Annotated in this window: 15 protein-coding genes and 1 pseudogene; 1 reads left to right on the top strand and 15 read right to left on the bottom strand. The window is 62.9% G+C overall.

Features of this window, described 5'->3' with window-relative positions:
• Positions 1-2: 2 nt before the first annotated feature.
• The 5 genes from recD to BVER_RS12805 all read right to left on the bottom strand — a co-directional run bounded on the left by recD (position 3) and on the right by BVER_RS12805 (position 10,321).
• A complete protein-coding gene (gene recD, locus BVER_RS12825; RefSeq protein ID WP_050453625.1) occupies positions 3-2,132 on the bottom strand; it encodes an exodeoxyribonuclease V subunit alpha in 2,130 nt (709 codons plus the stop codon).
• Entirely contained in the window at positions 2,129-5,887 is a 3,759-nt protein-coding gene (gene recB / locus BVER_RS12820; RefSeq protein ID WP_050453624.1) for an exodeoxyribonuclease V subunit beta, read from the bottom strand. The genes recD and recB overlap by 4 nt, the downstream gene beginning before the upstream one ends.
• Positions 5,884-9,438, bottom strand: coding sequence for an exodeoxyribonuclease V subunit gamma (gene recC, locus BVER_RS12815; RefSeq protein ID WP_232316525.1), 3,555 nt, complete (start codon positions 9,436-9,438; stop codon positions 5,884-5,886). Before recC ends, recB begins: the two co-directional genes overlap by 4 nt.
• Before the next feature lie 109 nt (positions 9,439-9,547).
• Positions 9,548-9,970 (bottom strand): ADP-ribosylglycohydrolase family protein, encoded by a 423-nt coding sequence (locus BVER_RS12810; protein WP_050453622.1) that lies wholly within the window; start codon positions 9,968-9,970, stop codon positions 9,548-9,550.
• Positions 9,971-10,114: 144 nt separating this feature from the next.
• A complete protein-coding gene (locus BVER_RS12805) occupies positions 10,115-10,321 on the bottom strand; it encodes a hypothetical protein (protein WP_050453621.1) in 207 nt (68 codons plus the stop codon).
• 173 nt (positions 10,322-10,494) lie between these two features.
• On the opposite strand from BVER_RS12805, the gene BVER_RS12800 reads away from it, so the two are divergent.
• Positions 10,495-11,796 carry a sugar efflux transporter gene (locus tag BVER_RS12800; RefSeq protein WP_050453620.1) on the top strand — a complete coding sequence of 434 codons (1,302 nt, stop codon included), beginning with the start codon at positions 10,495-10,497 and terminating at the stop codon, positions 11,794-11,796.
• 10 nt (positions 11,797-11,806) lie between these two features.
• Here the strand turns inward: BVER_RS12800 and BVER_RS12795 are convergent, their stop codons facing one another.
• From BVER_RS12795 to BVER_RS12755, 10 genes and pseudogenes are all read right to left on the bottom strand, one after another.
• Positions 11,807-12,421 (bottom strand): NUDIX hydrolase, encoded by a 615-nt coding sequence (locus BVER_RS12795; RefSeq protein ID WP_050453619.1) that lies wholly within the window; start codon positions 12,419-12,421, stop codon positions 11,807-11,809.
• A 47-nt stretch (positions 12,422-12,468) separates the two neighbouring features.
• Complete coding sequence (locus BVER_RS12790) at positions 12,469-13,338, bottom strand: D-psicose 3-epimerase (protein ID WP_050453618.1); 870 nt, start codon at positions 13,336-13,338, stop codon at positions 12,469-12,471.
• A 72-nt stretch (positions 13,339-13,410) separates the two neighbouring features.
• A complete protein-coding gene (locus BVER_RS35215; protein ID WP_269750761.1) occupies positions 13,411-13,542 on the bottom strand; it encodes a hypothetical protein in 132 nt (43 codons plus the stop codon).
• On the bottom strand, positions 13,542-14,576 hold the full coding sequence (locus tag BVER_RS12785) for a sugar ABC transporter ATP-binding protein (RefSeq protein WP_050453617.1): 1,035 nt from the start codon (positions 14,574-14,576) through the stop codon (positions 13,542-13,544). The genes BVER_RS35215 and BVER_RS12785 overlap by 1 nt, the downstream gene beginning before the upstream one ends.
• Positions 14,504-14,740 carry an ATP-binding cassette domain-containing protein gene (locus BVER_RS33770; RefSeq protein ID WP_050453616.1) on the bottom strand — a complete coding sequence of 79 codons (237 nt, stop codon included), beginning with the start codon at positions 14,738-14,740 and terminating at the stop codon, positions 14,504-14,506. Before BVER_RS33770 ends, BVER_RS12785 begins: the two co-directional genes overlap by 73 nt.
• A 16-nt stretch (positions 14,741-14,756) precedes the next feature.
• Positions 14,757-15,500 (bottom strand): sugar-binding protein, encoded by a 744-nt coding sequence (locus BVER_RS12775; protein WP_050453615.1) that lies wholly within the window; start codon positions 15,498-15,500, stop codon positions 14,757-14,759.
• A gap of 242 nt (positions 15,501-15,742) precedes the next feature.
• Positions 15,743-16,732, bottom strand: a complete 990-nt coding sequence (locus tag BVER_RS12770) for an ABC transporter permease (protein WP_050453614.1) — start codon at positions 16,730-16,732, stop codon at positions 15,743-15,745.
• 167 nt (positions 16,733-16,899) lie between these two features.
• Positions 16,900-18,185: pseudogene (locus tag BVER_RS12765) on the bottom strand (D-tagatose-bisphosphate aldolase, class II, non-catalytic subunit).
• On the bottom strand, positions 18,182-19,141 hold the full coding sequence (locus BVER_RS12760; protein WP_050453613.1) for a tagatose kinase: 960 nt from the start codon (positions 19,139-19,141) through the stop codon (positions 18,182-18,184). Before BVER_RS12760 ends, BVER_RS12765 begins: the two are co-directional and overlap by 4 nt.
• Positions 19,142-19,228: 87 nt before the next feature.
• Entirely contained in the window at positions 19,229-20,038 is an 810-nt protein-coding gene (locus tag BVER_RS12755; protein WP_050453612.1) for a DeoR/GlpR family DNA-binding transcription regulator, read from the bottom strand.
• Positions 20,039-20,391: the final 353 nt, after the last annotated feature.

The raw sequence follows: 20,391 nt of genomic DNA, 5'->3' as shown, positions 1-20,391 counted from the left end.
GCTCACGACGCGTCGAATCCCGCCGACAAACCGCTGGCGCGCAGCACGCGCGCCCGCACCGCCTGATCGACGAGCGCCAGGCCACCGGCGCTCGCAATCGTCAGGAATCGCCCCGCGCGCGTGATGCCCGTGTAGATCAGTTCGCGCGTCAGCACCGGGCTGATCCTGTCGGGCAACACGAGCGCCGCGTGCATGAACTCCGACCCTTGTGATTTGTGCACCGTCAACGCAAATACGGTTTCGACGGCCTGCAAACGGCTCGGCAACACCCAGCGCATACGCGGTGTGCCATCGCCGGCGGCGAACGCGACACGCAAATTCCATTTTCCATCAGGCGCGGGCAGCGCCAGCGTGATGCCGATATCGCCGTTCATCAGCCCGAGTTCGTAATCGTTCTGTGTGACGAGCACAGGCCGGCCCGCGTACCACTCGGCATGCGCGTGAATCAAGCCCTCTTCCTGCAACATGCGCGCGATGCGGCGATTCATGCCTTCGACGCCCCACGGTCCGCGCCGCAACGCGCACAGCAACTGGAATTCGCCGTGCGCGGCGAGCACCGCGCGGGCCCATTCATCGAAGGCGACGGGATCGGCATAATGCGGCGGTTGCAGGTCGCGCATCGCTTCCAGATAGCGTCGATAGCCATGACGCGCATCGGCCGCGCTGTCGAACAGATCGCCTGTCACGCCCATCGACGCAGCTTCGCCTTCGACGACCAGCGCCTTGAGCACCGCATCGCCACGCTCCGGACATTCGACGAATGCTATATCGTCGAAGCCCTGCTTCCACACCTTGGCCATCTGCGACGGATCACCATCGTTTACTGCTTCGGCTAACTTACCAATTCCACTCGTCGCCGAAAATCGATGACTCTCGCGCAGCATCGCGACGGCCTGATCGAGCGCTCCGCCTTGCGCATCGATAACCTTTGCGTCGATAGGCTCGCCGCTGGCGGCTTCGAGCCATGCCTGCGTCGCGGGCGTATAGTGCGCGGCGGATGCGCGGCGGCACAATTCGCCGAGCACCGCGCCCACTTCCACCGAAGACAGCTGATCCTTGTCGCCGAGCAACACAATGCGCGCGCCGCGTGGCAAGGCGGCCAGCACGGCGTTCATCATCTCGAGATCGACCATCGATGCTTCGTCGATCACGAGCACGTCGAGCGACAGTGGATTGCCCGCATGATGACGAAAGCGCCGCGAATTCGGCACCGTTCCGAGCAGCCGATGCAGCGTTGTGACGATCGTCGGAATTGCCTCGCGAATGAGCGGCGCTTGATCGAACGCATCGAGCGGCAACTTCTCGACCGCGCCCGCGATCGATTCGTTGAGACGCGCGGCGGCTTTGCCCGTAGGTGCGGCAAGGCGAATGCGCAGCGGCCGTGCATCGGACGAAGCCTTCAACGCTTGCGCCTGCAATAGCGCGAGCAACTTGACGACGGTCGTCGTCTTGCCCGTGCCGGGGCCGCCCGTGACGATGCTGAACGCGCTCTTCGCGGCCAGCGCACAGGCGATCTTCTGCCAGTCCGTGCGCGCCTTCTTCGCTGCCGATGACGGCGGAAACAACGCATCGAGCGCATCGCGCAACGAAGCGGGATCGAGCGCGTCCTCTTCCGCGATACGTTCGCGAATCGCGCGGCACACGTCTTGCTCGTAGCGCCAATAGCGACGCAGATAAAGCCGCGTGCCGGACAGCACGAGCGGCGTATCGCCATCGCCAAAACCGACGAGATGTGGTTGCGCGAGCGCTTCGAGCCAGCGCGCGAGCGTCACGCCTTCGAGCACGTTCGACGGCAGCATCGGCGTGTCGGCCTCTTCGTCTTCATCGCCCGCGCGATGACCATCCGGCGGCAAGGACAAGGCAAACGTCGGATCAGACAAGGTCGCCGCGAGATCGAGACAGGCGTGGCCGCGTCCGAGTTGATGGCTTGCGAAAGCGGCCGCGAGTATCAGCAAGCCGGATGCATCGTCGGCTTCGCGAGCGAGAAAGCCGGCGAACGTGGCATCGACTTCGCGCAACCAGACGCGCGCGACCCATGCCGCAAGCAGACGCGTGGCATCGCGGGCGCTTGCGAGCGCGTCGCGTGCATCGATCGATGCATCGGTGGGCGTGGCAAAAAACGGCGTGCTCATTCGATCTCCAAACCAGCGGCGAGCGCATGCGTCTCGCCCATGAACAGCGCATCGAGCCGTTCGATCAACTCGCGCGGCGGGCACTCGGCGCACACACCTTGCGATGCCGCGTTCAAACCGCGCACGAACAAATACACCGCGCCGCCCATATGCGTGTCGTAGTCGTAATCGGGCAAGCGCGTCTTCAGCAATCGATGCAAACCCAATAAATACAGCACGAATTGCAGGTCGTAACGCGACCGCAGCATCTGCGCGCGGATGCGTTCCGGCGTGTACGCGGCATCGTCCGCGCCGAGCCAGTTCGACTTGTAGTCGGCCACGTAATAGCGGCCATCGTGCTCGAATACGAGGTCCATAAAGCCCTTGAGCATGCCGTTCAATTGCGTCTGCTCGAGCGCCGGACGATCCGCGCCGCCGAAGGTATGCGCGCACACGAGTCGGTCGAGTTCGAGCGTATCGACGCGCGCGGCCGCGAACCAGAATTCCATTTCGCCGAGCGCGGACGGCAGGCGCGACAGCGTGACGGATGTCGCCTGCATGCCATGCTCCGCCCTCAGCACGAACGGCGTCGTGACGATGCGCATGAGCCAGTCGGTGAGGGTGTCGATCCATCGTTCGAGGCCGCGCACGCTGCATCGCCGCGCGACGACTTCACGCAGCATCGCCGGATCCTTCGCCACTTCCGCGAAGCCTTGTTGCGCGGCCCATTCGAGCAGATCGTGCAAGAAGCTTCCTTGCTCCGAGCCGCGCGGAAAATCGTGTAACGCGCTCGATGTTGCCTGCACAGGCGCTGGCGCGAGCGTGGCGTCTTCGTCCTCTTCCGCTTCGCTTTGCGCGTCGCGCGTTTCGATAAAGACGTCTTCGTCGGGCGTTTCGGGCGCGGGCGTGTAGACGCCATCAGAGGTCTTGAGACTCGAATAGCTCGCGATCCACCACGGCTCGCGCACTACGCGCGCAGACCTGCGCGGCTCGCCGCGATGCGCCGCTTCGTCGTTCGCCATATAACGCTCGATACCCGGCTCTGGCGCGGCAAGCAAAGCCGTATGCGCCGATACACCGAAGCCCGCTTCCAACGCATCGACGAAGCGCGCCGGCCCGAGCGCGTTCTGCCCGCTCAACAGATAGCCGATGGCGCTACGCTCCAGATCGTCGAGTGCCGCCATGCCGATCCATGTCGCATGGCGCGCGCGCGTCAACGCGACGTAAAGCTTGCGCAAATCTTCGCCGAGCCGCTCTTCGTCGGCCTGCGCGACGTTGCCCGCCGTGCCTTCGATCGCGACGTGCAAACGGCCTGCGTCGTCGTGCCATTTGAGCGGCATCGCTTTCTCGTCGACGGCGCGGTACGCACATGCAAAAGGCAAGAAAACCAGCGGATATTCGAGCCCTTTCGACTTGTGAATGGTCACGATCTTGACGAGATCGCCATCGCTTTCCAAACGCATCTGCCGCGCGTCGCCGCCCGTGCCTTCCTGCGCCGCCTCGCGCTCCTCGAGCAGATGACGGATCAAACCATGCTCGCCTTCGATCAGCGTGCTCGCCTGCTGAAGCAGTTCGGCGAGATGCAGCAAGTCGGTCAACACGCGTTCGCCATCGGTGTTTTCGTCCGATGCGCGCGATGGCGCATTCAACTTCAGCAGGCGCGCGGGCACATGAAAATCGTTCAGCAGACGACGCAGCATCGGCAACACGCCCTGACGCCGCCAGCATTCGCGGTAGCCGCGAAATTGCAGCACGCAGGCTTCCCAGCGCGCTTCGTCGCAAAAGAGCGCATCGAGTTCGGTGAATGACAAGCCGAGCGTGGAGGTGGCGAGCGCGCTGCGCACGAGGCGTCCGTCTTCCGGTTCCGCGCACGCGGCGAGCCAGTGCGCGATTTCGCCGGCCTGATCGCTGGTCAGCACCGAACTGCGCTCGGGCAGATACACCGAACGCACGCCGCGCGCGCTGAGTTGGCTGCGTATCGCGTGGGCCTCGCCGAAGTTGTTGACCAGCACGGCCATGTCGGCGGGACGCAACGCGCGGCGTCCGTCGTCGCTGTCGAAACCGGCTTCGTCGCGCAGACCGAGATTGAGCAAGCGCACCATTTCGCTTGCGCACGATGCGGCCATCTGCGAGAGATACGCCGACTTGCGCACGCCCTCGTCGCTGCCATCGGGCGGCAAGTACCACACGGTCAGCGCGCGCTGCGTTTCGCCATCGACGGCGAAGGCTTCTGCGCGACCTTGCGCGCTCACTTCGATAAACGGCACGGGATTGGCGGCTTCGTCGCGGAACAGGAACCCGCCGCGACCGTCCGCGCGCGTCTCCGCGATCGCGAAGCAATGATTGACCGCCGCGACCATCTCATGCGTCGAACGGAAGTTCTTCGCGAGCGTGTAAAGGCGCGTGCCGCACGAACGGCGCGCATCGAGATAGGTGAAAATATCCGCGCCACGGAACGCATAGATAGCTTGCTTAGGATCACCAATCATGATCAAAGTATGCTGCGTTTCGTCACGATCGGCACGCGCGCCGTAGACCGCGTCGAAGATGCGGTACTGCACCGGGTCCGTGTCCTGAAACTCGTCGATCAACGCGACCGGAAACTGCTGGCGGATCACTTCCGCGAGACGCGCGCCGTTCGGGCCGTGCAACGCGTTGTCGAGTCGCGACAGCAGATCGTTGAAGCCCATCTGCGCGCGACGCGTCTGTTCGGCGGCAAAACGTTCCGCGACCCATCGCGCCGCGTGCGCGAGGATGTCCGTGCGCGCGGCGTCGAGTTCCGCGAGTTCGGCGCGCAAGGTCGACAGCGCATCGAAACCGGGATGCGAAGGCGGCGTGCCCTTGCAGTTCGCGAGCAACGCTTCGGCGGTGAGGCGATCCCAACCCGTCTTGAGTTCGGGCGATGCGGCATGCGGATCGTTCGCCCATGTGGTCAGCGCGGCGAGCCATCGTTCGCAATAGTCCCGGCGATACGAGGTTCCGCTCAGGCGCTTGGCCGTGCGTTCCGCGTCGAGCAGCGGGCCCATTTCCTCGGGCCAGCTTTTCCACGGCGCCTTGAGTGCGTCGAGCTTGCGTGCGCGTGCTTCGAGAACTTCATCGGGTTCGGTGGACTGCGGCAGCAACGCCGCGACATCGACGAGATTGCGCAGCTTCTGCTGAAGCTCTGCCGGACTCTTGACCCACGTCGAAACCAGCGTCGCGCCACGCCCATCGAGCGGCGTCATGAAGGTGCGCCAGTAATCGCGCACGGCTTCCGCGAGCAGATCGCTCTGATCGGTTTCGAGCGTCTGACTGAACAGGCTGTCGCTGTCGAACGCGTGTTCGCGCAACATGCGATTGCACCATCCATGAATCGTCGACACCGCCGCTTCGTCCATCCATTCGGCGGCGAGTTGCAGACTGCGCGCGCATGACGGCCACAGATGCTCATCGTACTGTTCGCGCAGATCGTGCAGCAACGGATCGTCGTCTTCGCTGTCTTCTGCCGCTTGCTGAAAATAACGCGCCGCCTGCGTGAGCCGCGCGCGGATGCGGTTGCGCAACTCCTTGGTCGCGGCGTCGGTGAAGGTGACGACGAGAATCTCCGGCGGCGTCAGCGGCCGCGCCGATGCATTGCCGGGATCGTGACCGAGCACGAGCCGCACATACAGCATCGCGATGGTGAAGGTCTTGCCAGTGCCCGCGCTCGCTTCGATGAGGCTGCGCCCCGACAACGGGAAACTCAGCGGCTGCAAGGGCTGGGGCGTGTGTTCATCGCGGTCGATCTGCGCGCTCATGCGTCCGCTCCCTGATCTTTCTTTTCGCGTTTGTCCTTCTTCACCACGGCATCGAGCATCGGATCGAGCAGTTGCGTGGCGAGCGCGGCGAATTCGTCGCTGGCGGCAAGCGCCGCAAAGCTCGGATACACGCGATGCAAGGACGCGCTCTGCCGAACTTCGCCCGCGCTGAAGCTATCGCCTTCGTATTTCGCGCGCGCCTTGGTTTCGGCGGCGGCGGGATCGTTGCGACTTTCGATCAGCCACTTCAGCGATGTTTCGATCGCGAACGGCAAGGGCCGCGCCATGCCCGTTTCCCAGCAACGCATCAACGTGGCGAGATGCTGTTGCGCGATATCGCGCGAAAGCGGCGCGAGCGTCGCCGTGCCCTTCTTGCTGACGATCACCGTGGTCACGCCGCCAATGGCGCCATTGGCGGCGAGATGTTCGACCCACGGCCCGACGAGCCGCGAGTAGCGGTACGCGCTGCCATTGACCACCGCGCTCGTCGACAGCAGCAGGCGCACTTCGTTGCCGTCGTCATCGCAACGCCAGTGCCCGAGCCAGTCCGCGAGCGAGATCGGCGCGAACGCTCCCGCGATGTCGAAACGAATCTCGCGATCGCGTGCGATCGCATTCGGCCAGCGTTCGAGTTGCTTGCGCCATTCGTCGAAGATGCGCTGCATCGGTTCGAGCAGCTTGTCGCTCATGTGATCGCCGAAGCCGCCGGTCGCGAGATCGCCGCGTCTTCGGATCGCCGCGACATGAGCTTCGCGCGTTTCTTCAAGCGCTTCATCGGTAAGCGCGCCGGCCGCCTGCGCGCGGATTAACTCGTCCTGCAGGCTCCATAACGACAATGCATCGAGTTCGAACGGTTCTTCGTCGACGCTGGTGGCTTCTTCCTCGTCGAGCGATACACGCAGGCGCTGGCGAAAGAATGCCCGAACCGGGCTCTTCAAAAAGTCCGCGAGATCGCGCAGCGACAACGGCTCTTCGCGGACCAGCGCGGGCAAGGCCACATCTTGCGCGACGCGTGCATCGCTGTCGGGCGGCGAGCGCCATTCGGCTGCATACGTGAAGAGCGGCGACGGTGCATCGCCGGTGCGGAAATACTCGGCGCTGAAGGGCTGCAAGCGATGTTCGACCGTGATCGCATCGAGCAGATCTTGGTCGTCATCGAACGATGCCCAGCCTTGCGCGAGATGATCGCGCAATTGCCCGATCAAAACCGAAGGCGGCCGCTCGCTGTTGTCGTTGATGCTGCGACCGACCCACGACACATGCAGATGATCGCGCGCCGACAACACCGCTTCCAGCAGCAGATAACGATCGTCCTCGCGACGCGAGCGATCGCCGGGCCGGTAATAGCCGCGCATCAGATCGAAGTCCATCGGCACCCGCGCGCGCGGATAATCGCCGTCGTTCATGCCGAGCAGACAGACGCGGCGGAATGGAATCGCGCGCATCGGCATGAGCGTGGCGAAGGTGACCGCGCCCGTGAAAAAGCGCTGCGACAGCGCGCCCTGATCGAGTTGTGCAAGCCAGTAATCGCCGACGACCGACAGCGGCAATTCGTCGGCGAGCTCGGCTTCGGTGCAGATATCGAGCCAGTCCTGCAGGATGCCGTCGAGGCGCGCGAAGGTGTAGGCGTCTTCGGCATCGGTATCGGAGAAGAAGGTTGCGCGCAAGGTGCGCAGACGGTCGCACCAGACCGCGACGGTCGCCGGTTTGCGCAGACTGCGCCACGCATTATCGAGCGCGTCGAGCAGGCGCGCGAGCGGGCCGAGCAGCGCCGCATCGAGACCGCCCACTTCGCCGAACGGTTCGATATCGTTCCACGCTTCGCCGCCGCTTCCGACTGCGTAACCGAGCAGCATGCGCCGCAAGCCGAACGCCCACGTATGCGGCGCCGCGTCTTCATCGTCGTGAGGCAAGCCGAGGCTCGCGCGCTGCTCCGCATGCAAACCCCAGCGCACGTTCGCGCCGCGCACCCACGCGCGCACGCGCGGCAGATCGCTCTCCGCGATACCGAAGCGCGCACGCAACGCGGGCACGTCGAGCAGATCGAGCAGATCGCTCACCGTGAAGCGCGATTGCGGCAGCCCGAGCAAGGTCTCGAGCGCGCCGATCAGCGGATTCGCCGCACGCTGCCCGTGATCGGCGAGACTGAACGGGATATAGCGCGGATCGCTACGATCGAGCAGGCCGAAGACCGCCTGAATATGCGGCGCATACGCTTCGATCTCCGGCACCATCACGATGATGTCGCGCGGACGCAGCGTCGGATCGGCGTTGAAGGCGGCGAGCAACTGATCGTGCAGGATTTCCACCTCGCGTTGCGGACCATGCGCGATATGAAAGCGGATCGAATCGTCTTCGACGGGATCGACCGGCGGCCACGACTCGCGCGTCTCGTGCAATAGCCGCAGATCGCGGATATCGTCCTGCAATTGCTGCAACATCGTCGATGCATGGCGTTCTTCGAATAGGTCGATACGCTTGCCGATATTCGTGAATTGCTGCAGATAACCCGCGCGCGCTTCGGCGCTGTCGAATTCGTCAAGGAGTCCGATGAAATCGCGGCCTTGCTTGCCCCACGACGCCAGCAACGGATGCGCGTGCAGATGCAGCTCGTTCACATCGAGTTCGGCGGGCGCGCCTTCGCGCCGTGCTTGTCGCGCATGCGCGGCCTTGAGCAATTCCTTGTCGGGCACGATATCGGCCCAGTAATGCGCGCACGGATTCGGCACGCACATCAGCACCTGGCTCCAGCGCGACAACATGGCCAGCGCTTCCAATGACTGACGCGGCAAACTCGAAATGCCGAACACGACGATGCGTCGCGGCAAGCCCGCCGGACGCGTGCCTTCGGGCCACGTCGAGGCACGTCGCATGAAGGCTTCGTGGACCGCCGCGCGTCCGCCTGTCGACGAGATTTCGCCCGCCACGCCGCGCGCCGAATGCGCCACTTCGTTCACGAGTTCGCGCCAAAGCGCCGCTTGCCAGCGCTGTTCGTCGGGCAGCGGATGCCGCTCGCCGCGCGCATCGATCGCGACATCGTCGCCTTGCGCCCACGCGGCCAGCCAGTCCGCGCGATACATCTGATACTGCTCGAACAGATCGGCGATGCGCTCGGCAAGCTGATAGCGCTTGCGGCGATCGTCGTCGCGGCTGATAAAGCGTCGCAACGGCTCGAACTCCGCGCGCCCGACCAGCGACGGCACAACGCGCATCAGACGCCACGCGAGACGCGGCTTGTCGAACGGCGAATCTTCCGCCACGCAATCCGCGCCCAGCACCGCGCGATACGCCTTCCAGATGAAGCGCGACGGCAGCACGATATCGAGCGCCGCCGCGATGCCGCACCCGCCCTCGCCGGTTTGCGCATCGGCATGCGCGGCGAGCGCAAGCTTCAGCCATTGCGCGATGCCGTTGCTCTGCACCAGGATGGTTTCGTTTTCGAGCGGCGCGAGCGGATAGCGCTTCATCCATTCGACCAGCAGATCGCGCAGGCGCTCGGAGCGGTTGCCGTGCACGAGCATCAGCCCGGGCGGCAGGGAATTCGGATTCAAATCGACTCCGTGGCAATGACAGCGGCCCCGGCTCACACGAGGCGCACGATTCGTTGAAACAGCGATTTTATCGAATCAGGCCGTTTTCCGAGCGTCGATGTCGAAAGCGTCAAGGCTCGCGATGCAACGACGCCAGCAACGCATCGGCGATATCGCTGCCGCGCAGCGCCGCGACCCAGCGCGCCGGAGTTCCCTCGAAGCCGTACAGCAGCCCCGCGAGCCCGCCCGCGATGGCGGCGGTCGTGTCCGTATCGTTGCCGAGCGCGATGGCGCGGCGCAGGCACGATTCGACATCGTTCGTGTCGAGCAGGCTTTGCAGCGCGGACCACAGGCTGTCGAGCACATAACCCGAGCCGTTGCCGCGCGTATGACGCGCGTCGAGCACGCGATGCAATTCCGCGTCGCAAGCCGTGTTCTCGAAGCGGCTGCGCAACCACGCTTCGGCTTGCGCGAGCGCATCGGCGGCGGATGCGCCTTCCATCAGCCGGCGCGCGACCAGCGCATACAGCGCGCAGCACAATTGCGAGCGCATATGGCCGTGCGGCCGTACAAGCCCGCACGCAGGAAAGAGCGGTTCATCCGGTCATCGCTTATCAATGTGATCAGGGTTCGTATGATGCCCTGTCAGGCCATTATGAGCGCGAATCCGGTCATATCCTGTCCCGAGCGTCTCATTTTAGGCGCGTATTCGCCGGATCAGCGCGGACAGCTGATTGCCGCCGCCGAACACGCGAAAATGGCGATCACGCGTGAGATCCATCTTCGGATCGTAGATGCCCAGCATATGGAATCGTTCGTCGTAAGCGGTCTGTTTGCCGTCCACATGCGTGCGGATCAGGCCGATGACACGTTGATGACAGTCGCGGATCGTTTCGGTGGCCATGTGCGTTCTCCTCGTCGATAAGAAGCCATCATCGCAACGCAAGAGGACATTGCGCGTCCCGTTAGAATAAGCTGAAAACCGCTGCCAATGCGCGCACGAACAAGACAGCATGCGGCTCGTCGGCGCATAATGCGCAACTTGTCCCCATTCGAACAAGTCGCCTGAAGCCCCGGATGAACACTCGCCTGGTCAGTCTCACACGCATTCCCTTCTTCATGCCGCTCGCCGGCACCACGCTGATGCTCGGCGTCGCGCTGTCCTTCACGGCGCCGTATCTGTCGCTGTTCAGCGTCGAGCAGGCCAACATGACGCCGCTGCAACTCGGCCTCTTCATGACGATGATCGCGGCGAGCGGCGTCGTCGCGAGCGCGCTGGCGGGCAAATGGTCCGATCGGCACGGGCATCATCGCGAGCTGCTGCTGGCGGCGCTGATCGCCTCCACGCTCGGCTTCGTACTGCTCTGTCTGGTGCGCAATTACTCCGCTCTGGTGGCCATCGGCATCGCGTTTCTCGGCGCGGGCGGCTCGGCGATGTCGCTGATCTTTTCCTTCGCGCGTTCAGCCTTGCCCGTCGACGATCACGCGGAACGCGCCTTCGCGCTCGCCACGCTGCGAACCGTGCTGTCGATGGCATGGGTGTTCGGTCCGTCGGTCGGCGCGCTGGTACTCGCGGGCGCGGGCTTCTACGGGCTTTTTCTCTTCGCCGCCGCGTGCTTCGCGGCGTGCGGCGCAATCGTTTGGCGCATGCACGATTCGCCGAAGGGCGATCCGCACAGCGCGCCGGCCCACTATGCGGGAGAGCCGGCGTCGCTGCTCGAAGTGACCGCGCCCGAGAAAGAAGAAGCGGTGCCGCCGCACGAAGGGGAATCGCATACGCGCGCGGATATCTGGCGCGCGACGGTGGCGCTCACGCTGATCGGGCTCGCCGCGAGCGCGACGATGATCGTGCTGCCGCTCTACGTCGTACACGGCATGCACGGCTCGCGCATCGACGTGTCGATCATGCTCGGCCTCGGCGCACTCCTCGAAATCCCGATGATGCTCGCGCTCGGCGCACGCGGCTCGCGCCTCGACAAGCAGCGCTGGCTGGCATCGTGCGCGGCCGTCCATATGGTTTATTTCGTCGCGGTCGCGGCGGCGCCCAACGTGGAATTTCTCATTCCGATGCAGGCGTTCAACACGTTCGTCGTCGCCGTCACGTCGTGTCTGGGGATGGTCTACATGCAGGACCTGATGCCGCGCAGTCCGGGTTCGGCGACGGCGCTGTTCTTCAACGCATCGCGCGTCGGCTCGATTATGTCGGGCATTCTCTCCGGCGTGCTGGTCGCGGCGCTCGGCTATCGCGGCACGTTTCTCGTTTGCGGCGCGCTCACCTTCGGCGCGCTCGTGCTGTTCGCTTATCCGACCTTCAGGCTCGTGACGCTGCGTGCATATAACTGGCTGAAGTCGCGGCGCAACCGTCAAGCGACGCAGTAACGGCGGCGTCTCAGTCGAAATCGATCTCACCGCTGCGGCGCAGTGCGTCGAGCCGTCGAATCTGTTCGGGCAGAATGCGCCCTTCCGATAACGCGGGCAACGCGTCAAGATCGTAGAACGCGACATCGCTCGTCTCCGCGCCGATCACCTCGCCCGCTCGCACGATGCGGCCGAGAAACACCAGCTTCCAGATGTGAAACACCGACGGTGGATGCGCGTGCTTGTTGATGTCCCACACCGCGAGCAGACGCACGATATCCACGGTATAGCCGCTTTCCTCGCGCACTTCCTTCGCCGCATTGTCCGCCGGCGATACCCCGACATCGGCCCAGCCGCCCGGCAAGGACCACAGGCCGTCGACCGTTTCGCGCACCAGCAGAATCTGGCCGGCGTCGTTGAACACGGCGCATCGCACGTCGAGTTTCGGATTGGCGTAGCCGGATTCGAAGGAGAAGAGTTGCGCGACGGTCGCGCTATCCGTCGAGGCGAGTTCGGCGAGTTGCGCCTGCGCGATCTGCGCGATTTCTTCGTAGCGCTCCGTATCGAACGGACTGGTGGCGTAGTGCAGGCCCGTTTGCGCGAGGGCGAGTAAGCGTCGGGCCTGTTCCAGAGAAGGCGTGGGCATGAAAAATTCGCTCGTCTGATGGGTGGAAACCGCTCAGACGAACGGTATCACGACAGACGGCCGCGCACGAATTGCAGGGACCGGCGCGCGCGCTCGTCCATCTGTTCGTCGGTTGCGCCGTTGGACATGTCGTGCCACACGCCCACCGCGCGGCTGACCGAACCGCCCGGCCGCATGAACGGTTCCATCACGATGGTGCCGTCGTAATCGATCTCCTTTAGCGCGCCGAAGATTTCATCCCACGGCAGACGGCCTTCGCCGGGCGGCAAGCGATTCGCTTCGCCGAGATGAAAATGCCCGAGGCGCCACTTGCACGCGAGAATCGCATCGCGGAACGAGTTTTCTTCGATGTTCATGTGGAAGGTATCGAGTTGCACCCTGCACCACGGATTGTCGACCGCATCGCAAAAGGCCAGCGCTTCGCGCGCGTCGTTGGCGAGCCACTGCTCGAAGCGGTTCACGATTTCCAGCGCATAGATGACGTAGCCTTCCGCGACCTTGATCACGCGCCGCACGCTGTCGATCGCGCGTTCCACGTACGGCCGCTTGTCCTTCATGCCGGGAGGCGGCGATTGCGGCCACGCGCAGAACGTCAGGCCCGCGAAAACCGGCGCGCCGAGCATATGGCAATCGTCGAGCAGGCGCTTCACGTATTCGGTGCCGGCATCGCGCACGCTTTGTTCGGGCGAGGCGAAATCGTACTCCTGCTTTAGGCCGATGCAGCACATCACGGTCAGGCCGAGATCGTCGGCGACGGCCTTGAGCTCGCGCTTTTTCGCATCGGGCAGCGTGTGAAACTCGGACAGCGATATCTCCATCATGTCGAAGCCGAGCTCCGAGATGCGCTTGGCGACCGCCGGAAAATCGACGAGCCATTCCGTCGACCAGTACGTGTAGAACATGCCCACCTTGTTCATGACCTGCACTCCTTAATTATTCAGAATGTCGAATCGATCGTTTCGACGAGATGTTCATGCGAGATTAAAGCTTCAGGACACGAATCCCGTCGGCTTGACTTCCGGATGCGCGGGATCGGCATGTTCGAGCGCCGCCAGCGACATGATGCGTTCTTCGGACGCGTCGTCGAAATCGACTTCGACGGCGAGCTGTCCCGCGCGCATCACAAGGATGCGGTCTGAGATGGTGAGAATTTCCGGCAGATCGCTGGAGATGACCAGAATCGCGAGGCATCGCGTGCGAGTTCGCGCATCAGGGCATAGATTTCCGCTTTCGTGCCGACATCGACGCCGCGCGTTGGCTCATCGACGATCAGCACGTGCGGCTTCGACGCCAGCCACTTCGCCAGCACCACTTTCTGCTGATTGCCGCCGCTCAACAGACTGACGAGTTGTTCGACCGTCGGCGTCTTGATCTTGAAGCGGTCGACGTAACTGTCGATCATCCGCGATTCCTGCAGAGGCCGAATCATGTTTGCCTTCGACAGGCGACCGAGCCCGAGCGCCGCGAGCGACAGATTGCTGCCCACCGACATGCCGAGTATCAAACCCTGATCTTTGCGATCTTCGGGCACGAGGCCGATGCCGAGTTTCATCGCATCGCGCGGCTTGCCGATTTTGACAGGCTTGCCTTCCAGCGATACGGTGCCGTGCTTGGGCGGCGGCGCGCCGAAAATGCCCATCGCGACTTCGGATCGGCCCGCGCCGATCAAACCGGCGAGCCCGACGATCTCGCCGCGTTGCAAGGAGAAGGAGACGTCGCGATAACGCTCGTCGTCGCCGAGTCCCTGCACGGACAGCACGATCTGATTTCCTTCGCTATCCTGACGAATTCGCTTCACTTCGGCCAGATCACGCCCGACCATCAGACGCACGACTTCATCGGGCGATGTGTCGGCAAGGCGCGCGGTCCGAACGTGCTTGCCGTCGCGCAAGACGGTGACCGCATCGCAGTTGTCGAACACCTCGCGCATGCGATGCGAGATATACAGAATGGTCACGCCACGCGCGCGCAGTTCGTGCACCACCTTGAACAGCGTGAGCGAATCCGCTTCGGACAGACTCGATGTCGGTTCGTCGAGAATCAGCAGACGCGGCTCGTGAATCAGCGCCTTGCAAATCTCGATCAACTGCTGCTGCGCGATGGTGAGATCGCCCAGGCGCGTATCGGGATCGAGCGCGATTCCGATACGCTGCATCGCGGCGCGCGCGCGATGACCTGCATCAGCGTGGACTTGCCCGCGCCGTTCTCGCCCATGACCGCGTGCACGGTGCCGGCTTCCACGCTGAACGACACTTCCTGCAGCGCTTTCACGCCCGGATAAGTCTTGGTGATCTGCTCGACGCTCAGGAGTGCGGTCATGGCGGGCACCTTCGTTTTATTTGCCGCCGACGAACTTGTCGACGTTCGACGAGTTGACGATATCCACGCCCGTATCGGTGATCGGGGGCACCTTGCCGCCCTTGGAGAGATCGTCGAGTTGTTTGACCGATTCGATGCCCATCGTGAGCGGACGCTGACCGATCAGCGTGGTCGCATAGCCTTCCTTGAGCAGCTTGATTTGCGAAGGCAAGGTATCGAACGAGACGATTACGAATTTGCCCGACTTGATATCGGCCGCCTTATTCTTTACCGCTCGAATATAGGCCTCGGGCGCGAACATCGGCCAGCTGCCCGCGAAGAAAATACCGTCGAGATTCGGGTTCTTCGCGAGCATGTCCTGAATCAGTTGCACGCCGGTGCTCGAATCGTCGTTACAGGCGAACGGCGAGCCGGATACTTCCTTGAAGTCGCCGCTGAGCTTCGACTTGAAGCCCTTGATACGCTCGTTGAGATTCGCCGCCGACAAGCCGCCGGTCAGAATTGCATACGTGCCGCCCTTCGGCAGCGCCTTCGCGAAGGCTTCGCCCGCCGCCACGCTGCCTGCTTCGTTGTTGGTGCCGATGAACGCGATACGCTTGGACTTCGGCGCGTCCGAATCGAAGGTCACGACGGGAATGTTCTTCGCCAGCGCCGCACTGATCACGTTGCTGATCGAGTCCGCATTGTTCGGCGCGATGGCGATGCCCGCCACTTTCTTGGTAATCAGATCGCGCACGATACGCGCCCTGCTCCGCATCATCGAGTTGCGCGGGACCCGTGAACAGACAGTCGGTGCCGAGCTTCGCGGCCTCTTCCTTGCAGCCTTTTTCCGCATCGGCATAGAAGGCGACGCCGAGCGCCTTCGGCACGACGGCGAATACCTTCTTGTCCGCCGCGTGCGATTGGGCGATGCCCAGCCCGAACAATACGGTCGCGGCCACTGCGCTGATCATGGTGCGTGTCATGATTGTCTCCGAGGGTTTCGTTTTATGAGTACCGCCATTAGCGACGTCGCCAGACGCCTTTTCTGAGCTGATCGATAAACATGGCAAGCACGATCACGGAACCGACGAACACCCCTTGCCAATAGGCGTCCGTGCCAAGCAGAACGAGACCGTTGCGCAGCACTTCGAGAATCACGGTGCCGACGAACACGCTGATGATCGTGCCTTCGCCGCCGGACAGCGCCGTGCCGCCGATCACCGACAACTCCTTGCCCAGCCCCTGATTCGAAATGGCGGACGACAGATAACTCACTTCGATGATGCCCGCGAGACCCGCGAGCACGGAGGACATCACATACACGCTCATCTTCAGGCGATCGACGTTGAGGCCGGTCAGCACGGCCGCGCGTTCGTTCCCGCCGACCGCATAGAGCTGCCGGCCGAACACGGTGCGCTTGAGCACGATGGCCGCGATGATCGCCAGCACGACAAAGATGACGAAGGGCACGGGCAAGTCGAAGATATCGCCGCCGCCGAGCGCGAAAAACGCATCGCCATCGGGACGGAAGCCGTCGATGGCTTTGCCGCGCGTAATGATCAGCGCCCGCGCCCGCGCGATACTCATGGTGGCGAGCGTCGGCACAAAGGGCAGCATGCGCAGCTTGGTCACGCAGAAGCCGTTGAAGAGGCCGACCACGGCGCAGATCAGCAAGGTCAGCACGCAAGCGGGAAACACGCCCATGCCCGCTTGCATCATCGCGGCGGAGGCCACGGCGGCAAGCTCCCAGACGCTGCCCACCGACAGGTCGATGCCGCCCGTGATCATCACCGCCGCCTGCCCGAGCACGACGATGCCGATGAACGACAGATTGCGCGCATCGTTGAGCAGATTGCCCTTACTCGCGAAGTCGGGCGCGAAGATCGACAGCACGACGATCATGATCACAAGCGCGCCGACGATACCCGTCTCGCGCGAGTGCAGCAATTGCGCGGCAAAGCCCAGACGCGGCTTGGCCGGCTCGTTCGGAGCCAAACTGGGCTTGCTCATGTGTCGCCTCCAGTGCCTCGATGCGCTCGTCGCTCGCCTATACGCGAGAACAGGCTGCTTTTGTCGTGAAAGAGTCTAGTTTCGGGTCGAAAGCCCGTCAAAGCTGGTTTTCCCTGCCGGCGTTAAGCGAATACATCAAAGCATGAAAAGCTCAAATATTGGAATCCTTACGATCTGGCACACGCCGATGCATACAGCCCGATGACATCGCGCACCTTACTGTAAATCAGGCTCATCGGCGATGCGTCGATCTTGTTGCGCCGCGGTTGCCAATATTGCTCCGGCAGATAGCGGCTGATGAGATTCTCGCGAATATCGATACTTGCAAGGTTATCGACCAGTCGATGCGCGGCTTCGTCCACGCGCGGATCGGCCCAGTAATAGCGGATGCGGTCGCTATAGCTATAGACGCGCATGAGCCGCCGCTCGTCATCGTCGCCGTGATAGTACTTGTCCCAGTTGCCGGGCTTGTCCAGCATCACCTGCTCGACCACGTCGGGAAGATTGGAACGCGCGTGCGGCGCGACGAGTTCGTTCTCGATATCGGCGAGCGCGTACAGCGCTTCACGCAGCGCGAACGTCGCGCCCGGCCCGACCTTGAGAATCGCGAAGCCGTCGTTCACCAGCGCGGCCAGCGCCTCGGGCTTTTGATAGTCGTGGAATGCGCTTCGAACACCATGCCCGGCAAATCGTCGAGCACTTTCGAAAGATCGCGCGCGGCGGCAGGATCGTAATTCACCACCTTCGTATGATCGAATTCGACGCCCGGCTGCACCACGAGTCCGACCACGCGATGCCATGCGTCATCGAGCCCGCGCGCCTGCCACGCACGGCGATGCACCGCGACGGTTTCGAGCGCCGCGCTGACATGCGTGACCTCGACCGTGCTCAATTCGTCCGACGCACCGCCTGGCACCGGCACTTCGGTGCCGACGATATAGACCGGCCGTTCGCGCAAGCCTTCGCGTTCTGCGGCCGCTTCGGCCACCGCGCAGAGACGCGCCGCCCGCTCGGCGACGATATCGTCTGACAGACGCGGCGGATCGTCGGCGCACGACATGCTCGTGTCCAGATGAATCTTGCGAAAGCCCGCGGACGCGTAGGCATCGATCAACGCATCGGCGCGTTGCATGGCTTCGTCGGCGGACAGCGCGCGCCATGCGTTCGGGCCGAGATGATCGCCACCCAGAATCAGACGCTCGCGCGGAAAGCCGACGCCATCGGCGAGCGCGTGCACGAACCGCACGAAATCGGCGGGCTTCATGCCGGTGTAGCCGCCGTACTGATCCACCTGATTCGATGTCGATTCGATCAGCAACGGCGTATCGTCATCGAGCGCCTGCATCATGCCGGCCTCGATGACCCAGGGATGCGCCGAACAGATCGAATAGATGCCCTTGAGCCGCGCGGCGGCGCGTGCGTCGCCCGTGAGACGCTCGACGATATCGGTCATGACTGTGCCCCTTTTCTTTCGATGATGAACGCATCCAGTTCGGCCAGCGTCGCCGTGCCTTCCATCGGCCCGCGAAACGTGACGGCGCGCGCGCCCGCCGCGCATGCGTAGCTCAACGCGCGATCGACATCGAAACCTTGCGCGCGGCACGCAATATAGGTTCCGCCAAAGCAATCGCCCGCGCCGGTCGGATCGACTTCCGTGACGGGCAAGCTCGGAACGTGGCGCACGCCGTTGCTGTCATAGCGGCTGCATCCGTCCTTGCCGCGTTTGATCACCACTTCGCGCACGCCGCGCGCGAGCAGTTCGTCGATCGCGCCCTGCTCCGAACTCGCGTTGGCCAGCAGCATCACTTCGTGCCCGCTCGGCAGAAAGACATCGGTGTAATCGAGGATGAAATCGAGCGCTTCGCGCATCTCCGGAATACGCAGCATTTCCTTGCGAATGTTCGGATCGAAGCTGACCGTGCCGCCGTTGCTCTTCACCGCTTCGATGGCCTTCTTCATCGCCTCGATGATGCGGAAGGAAAACAGCGACGAGCCCATCACATGGAAGTGGCCGCATTCCTTGAGCAGATGCTCGCGAATCTCGCCGACCGACAAATGCCCCGATGCGCTATTGGCGATGTTGTAAATGAAATCGCGATCGCCGTCTTCGCGATAGGTCACGAAGGCGCTGCCCGTAGTCGCCGATTTGATCACCGAGATGCCCGACACATCCACGCCGTCGCCGCGAAGGCGTTCCGTGTTCAACACGCCGAAGTCGTCGTCGCCGACACAACCGATGATCGCGCAACGGCTGCCGGCTTTCGCCACCTGATCGATAAAAATGGCAGGCGCGCCGCTCGCATACGGCCCCATCAACATGCCCGGTCGCCGAAACGACTGGCCGATTTCGGTTGCGAGAATCTCGACGAGAATTTCACCCATCGTCAGAACATAGCCGGACTGAGTCATAGCCGTTCCTTCCGTTTAATCTTTAGGATATCGATATAAATGACGAGCGCGTGCTCGTGCCGTTCCTGCTTGGCCCTTCATGAGTCGTCAGTCGCGGCGGAATTCGACTACGCCGCCTTCCCTTCTTTCGAGCGTCAGACCGTGACGCGCCATCGTGTCGATGGTCGGCGGATCGATACCGTCGTCGATCAACAACATGTCGACATCCGCCGCGCTTGCGAACACCTTGCCGCTGCGCTCGTCGAGCAACGGCTGATACGCCAGCACGATCGTGCGCGTCGCCGCGCGCGCAGCGGCATGAGCCACACGCGCCAGCGCCGGATCGGCCGCGAGCAGATTGCCGTCGCGATCGAGTCCCGATGCCTGCAGCAGACATACGTCGATCTGCCGACGCGCGACCGATGCCTCCGCGTCCGGACCGGACATCGCCGTGCCGCCGTTTTCCAGCTGCCCGCCCGTCAACAGCAATTCACAATGCAAAAAGCGCTGCGCAGTATGTGCAATGGCAATGTCCTGAACCAGCAACGACAGGTTCGCGCGGTCCGCCAGAAACGGCACGATCTTGTGAATGATCTCGCCCGCGCCCAACATGACCGCCTCGTGATCGCCGACACTTTCGGCCGCGATCCGCGCGATCAGCGTCTCCGAGGATTTTCGCGCCGCGCCATCGGACGCCGGCACGAGGATGTCCTCGCCGCTCTTTTGCGCCAGATAGCGCGCCTTGCCGAAGGAGCGCAGCAGATAGCGCTGCTGCTCCAGATAGGTCAGATCGCTTCGAATCGTCACGCTCGATACATCGAACGCCTGGCTCAATTCCTCGACGGATACCTCACCGCGCTTGCGAACAAGTTCGACGATCTGCAATCGCCGCTTCAAGGAATTCTTGTTGGTGAGCATCGGTCGCCGTCCGACATGTCTTTTGTTTCGTAAGAGTCTAGTTTCGAATCGAAAGTCCGTCAAAGGCGATCACGCGCTTTAGCGCTAGTGGTTTTCCCTTGAGCCTTTAGCGAACGAGCGTCTCTTTAACGGTTTAAATTAATGGTCAAAACGAAGCGAATTTGAATGCGCAAACGTTTGCGCTTTAGAAAAAATGCTTAGGGAACGGCGATGCTTAAGCCGCTCATTAGTCGGCCCTTCAGAATTAGTCGAAGTCAAGGGTGGCAAGGGGCCGCCGGAAGATCGTGTTTCCCAGAACTCCCAGAAGCAATATTGATCTGAATGGTTTCCTGGGAGTTTGGAACTTCGCCGAT

Source organism: Candidatus Burkholderia verschuerenii, from assembly GCF_001189365.1.
Lineage (GTDB): Bacteria > Pseudomonadota > Gammaproteobacteria > Burkholderiales > Burkholderiaceae > Caballeronia > Caballeronia verschuerenii.
This window is presented reverse-complemented; position numbering and strand designations above follow the sequence as displayed.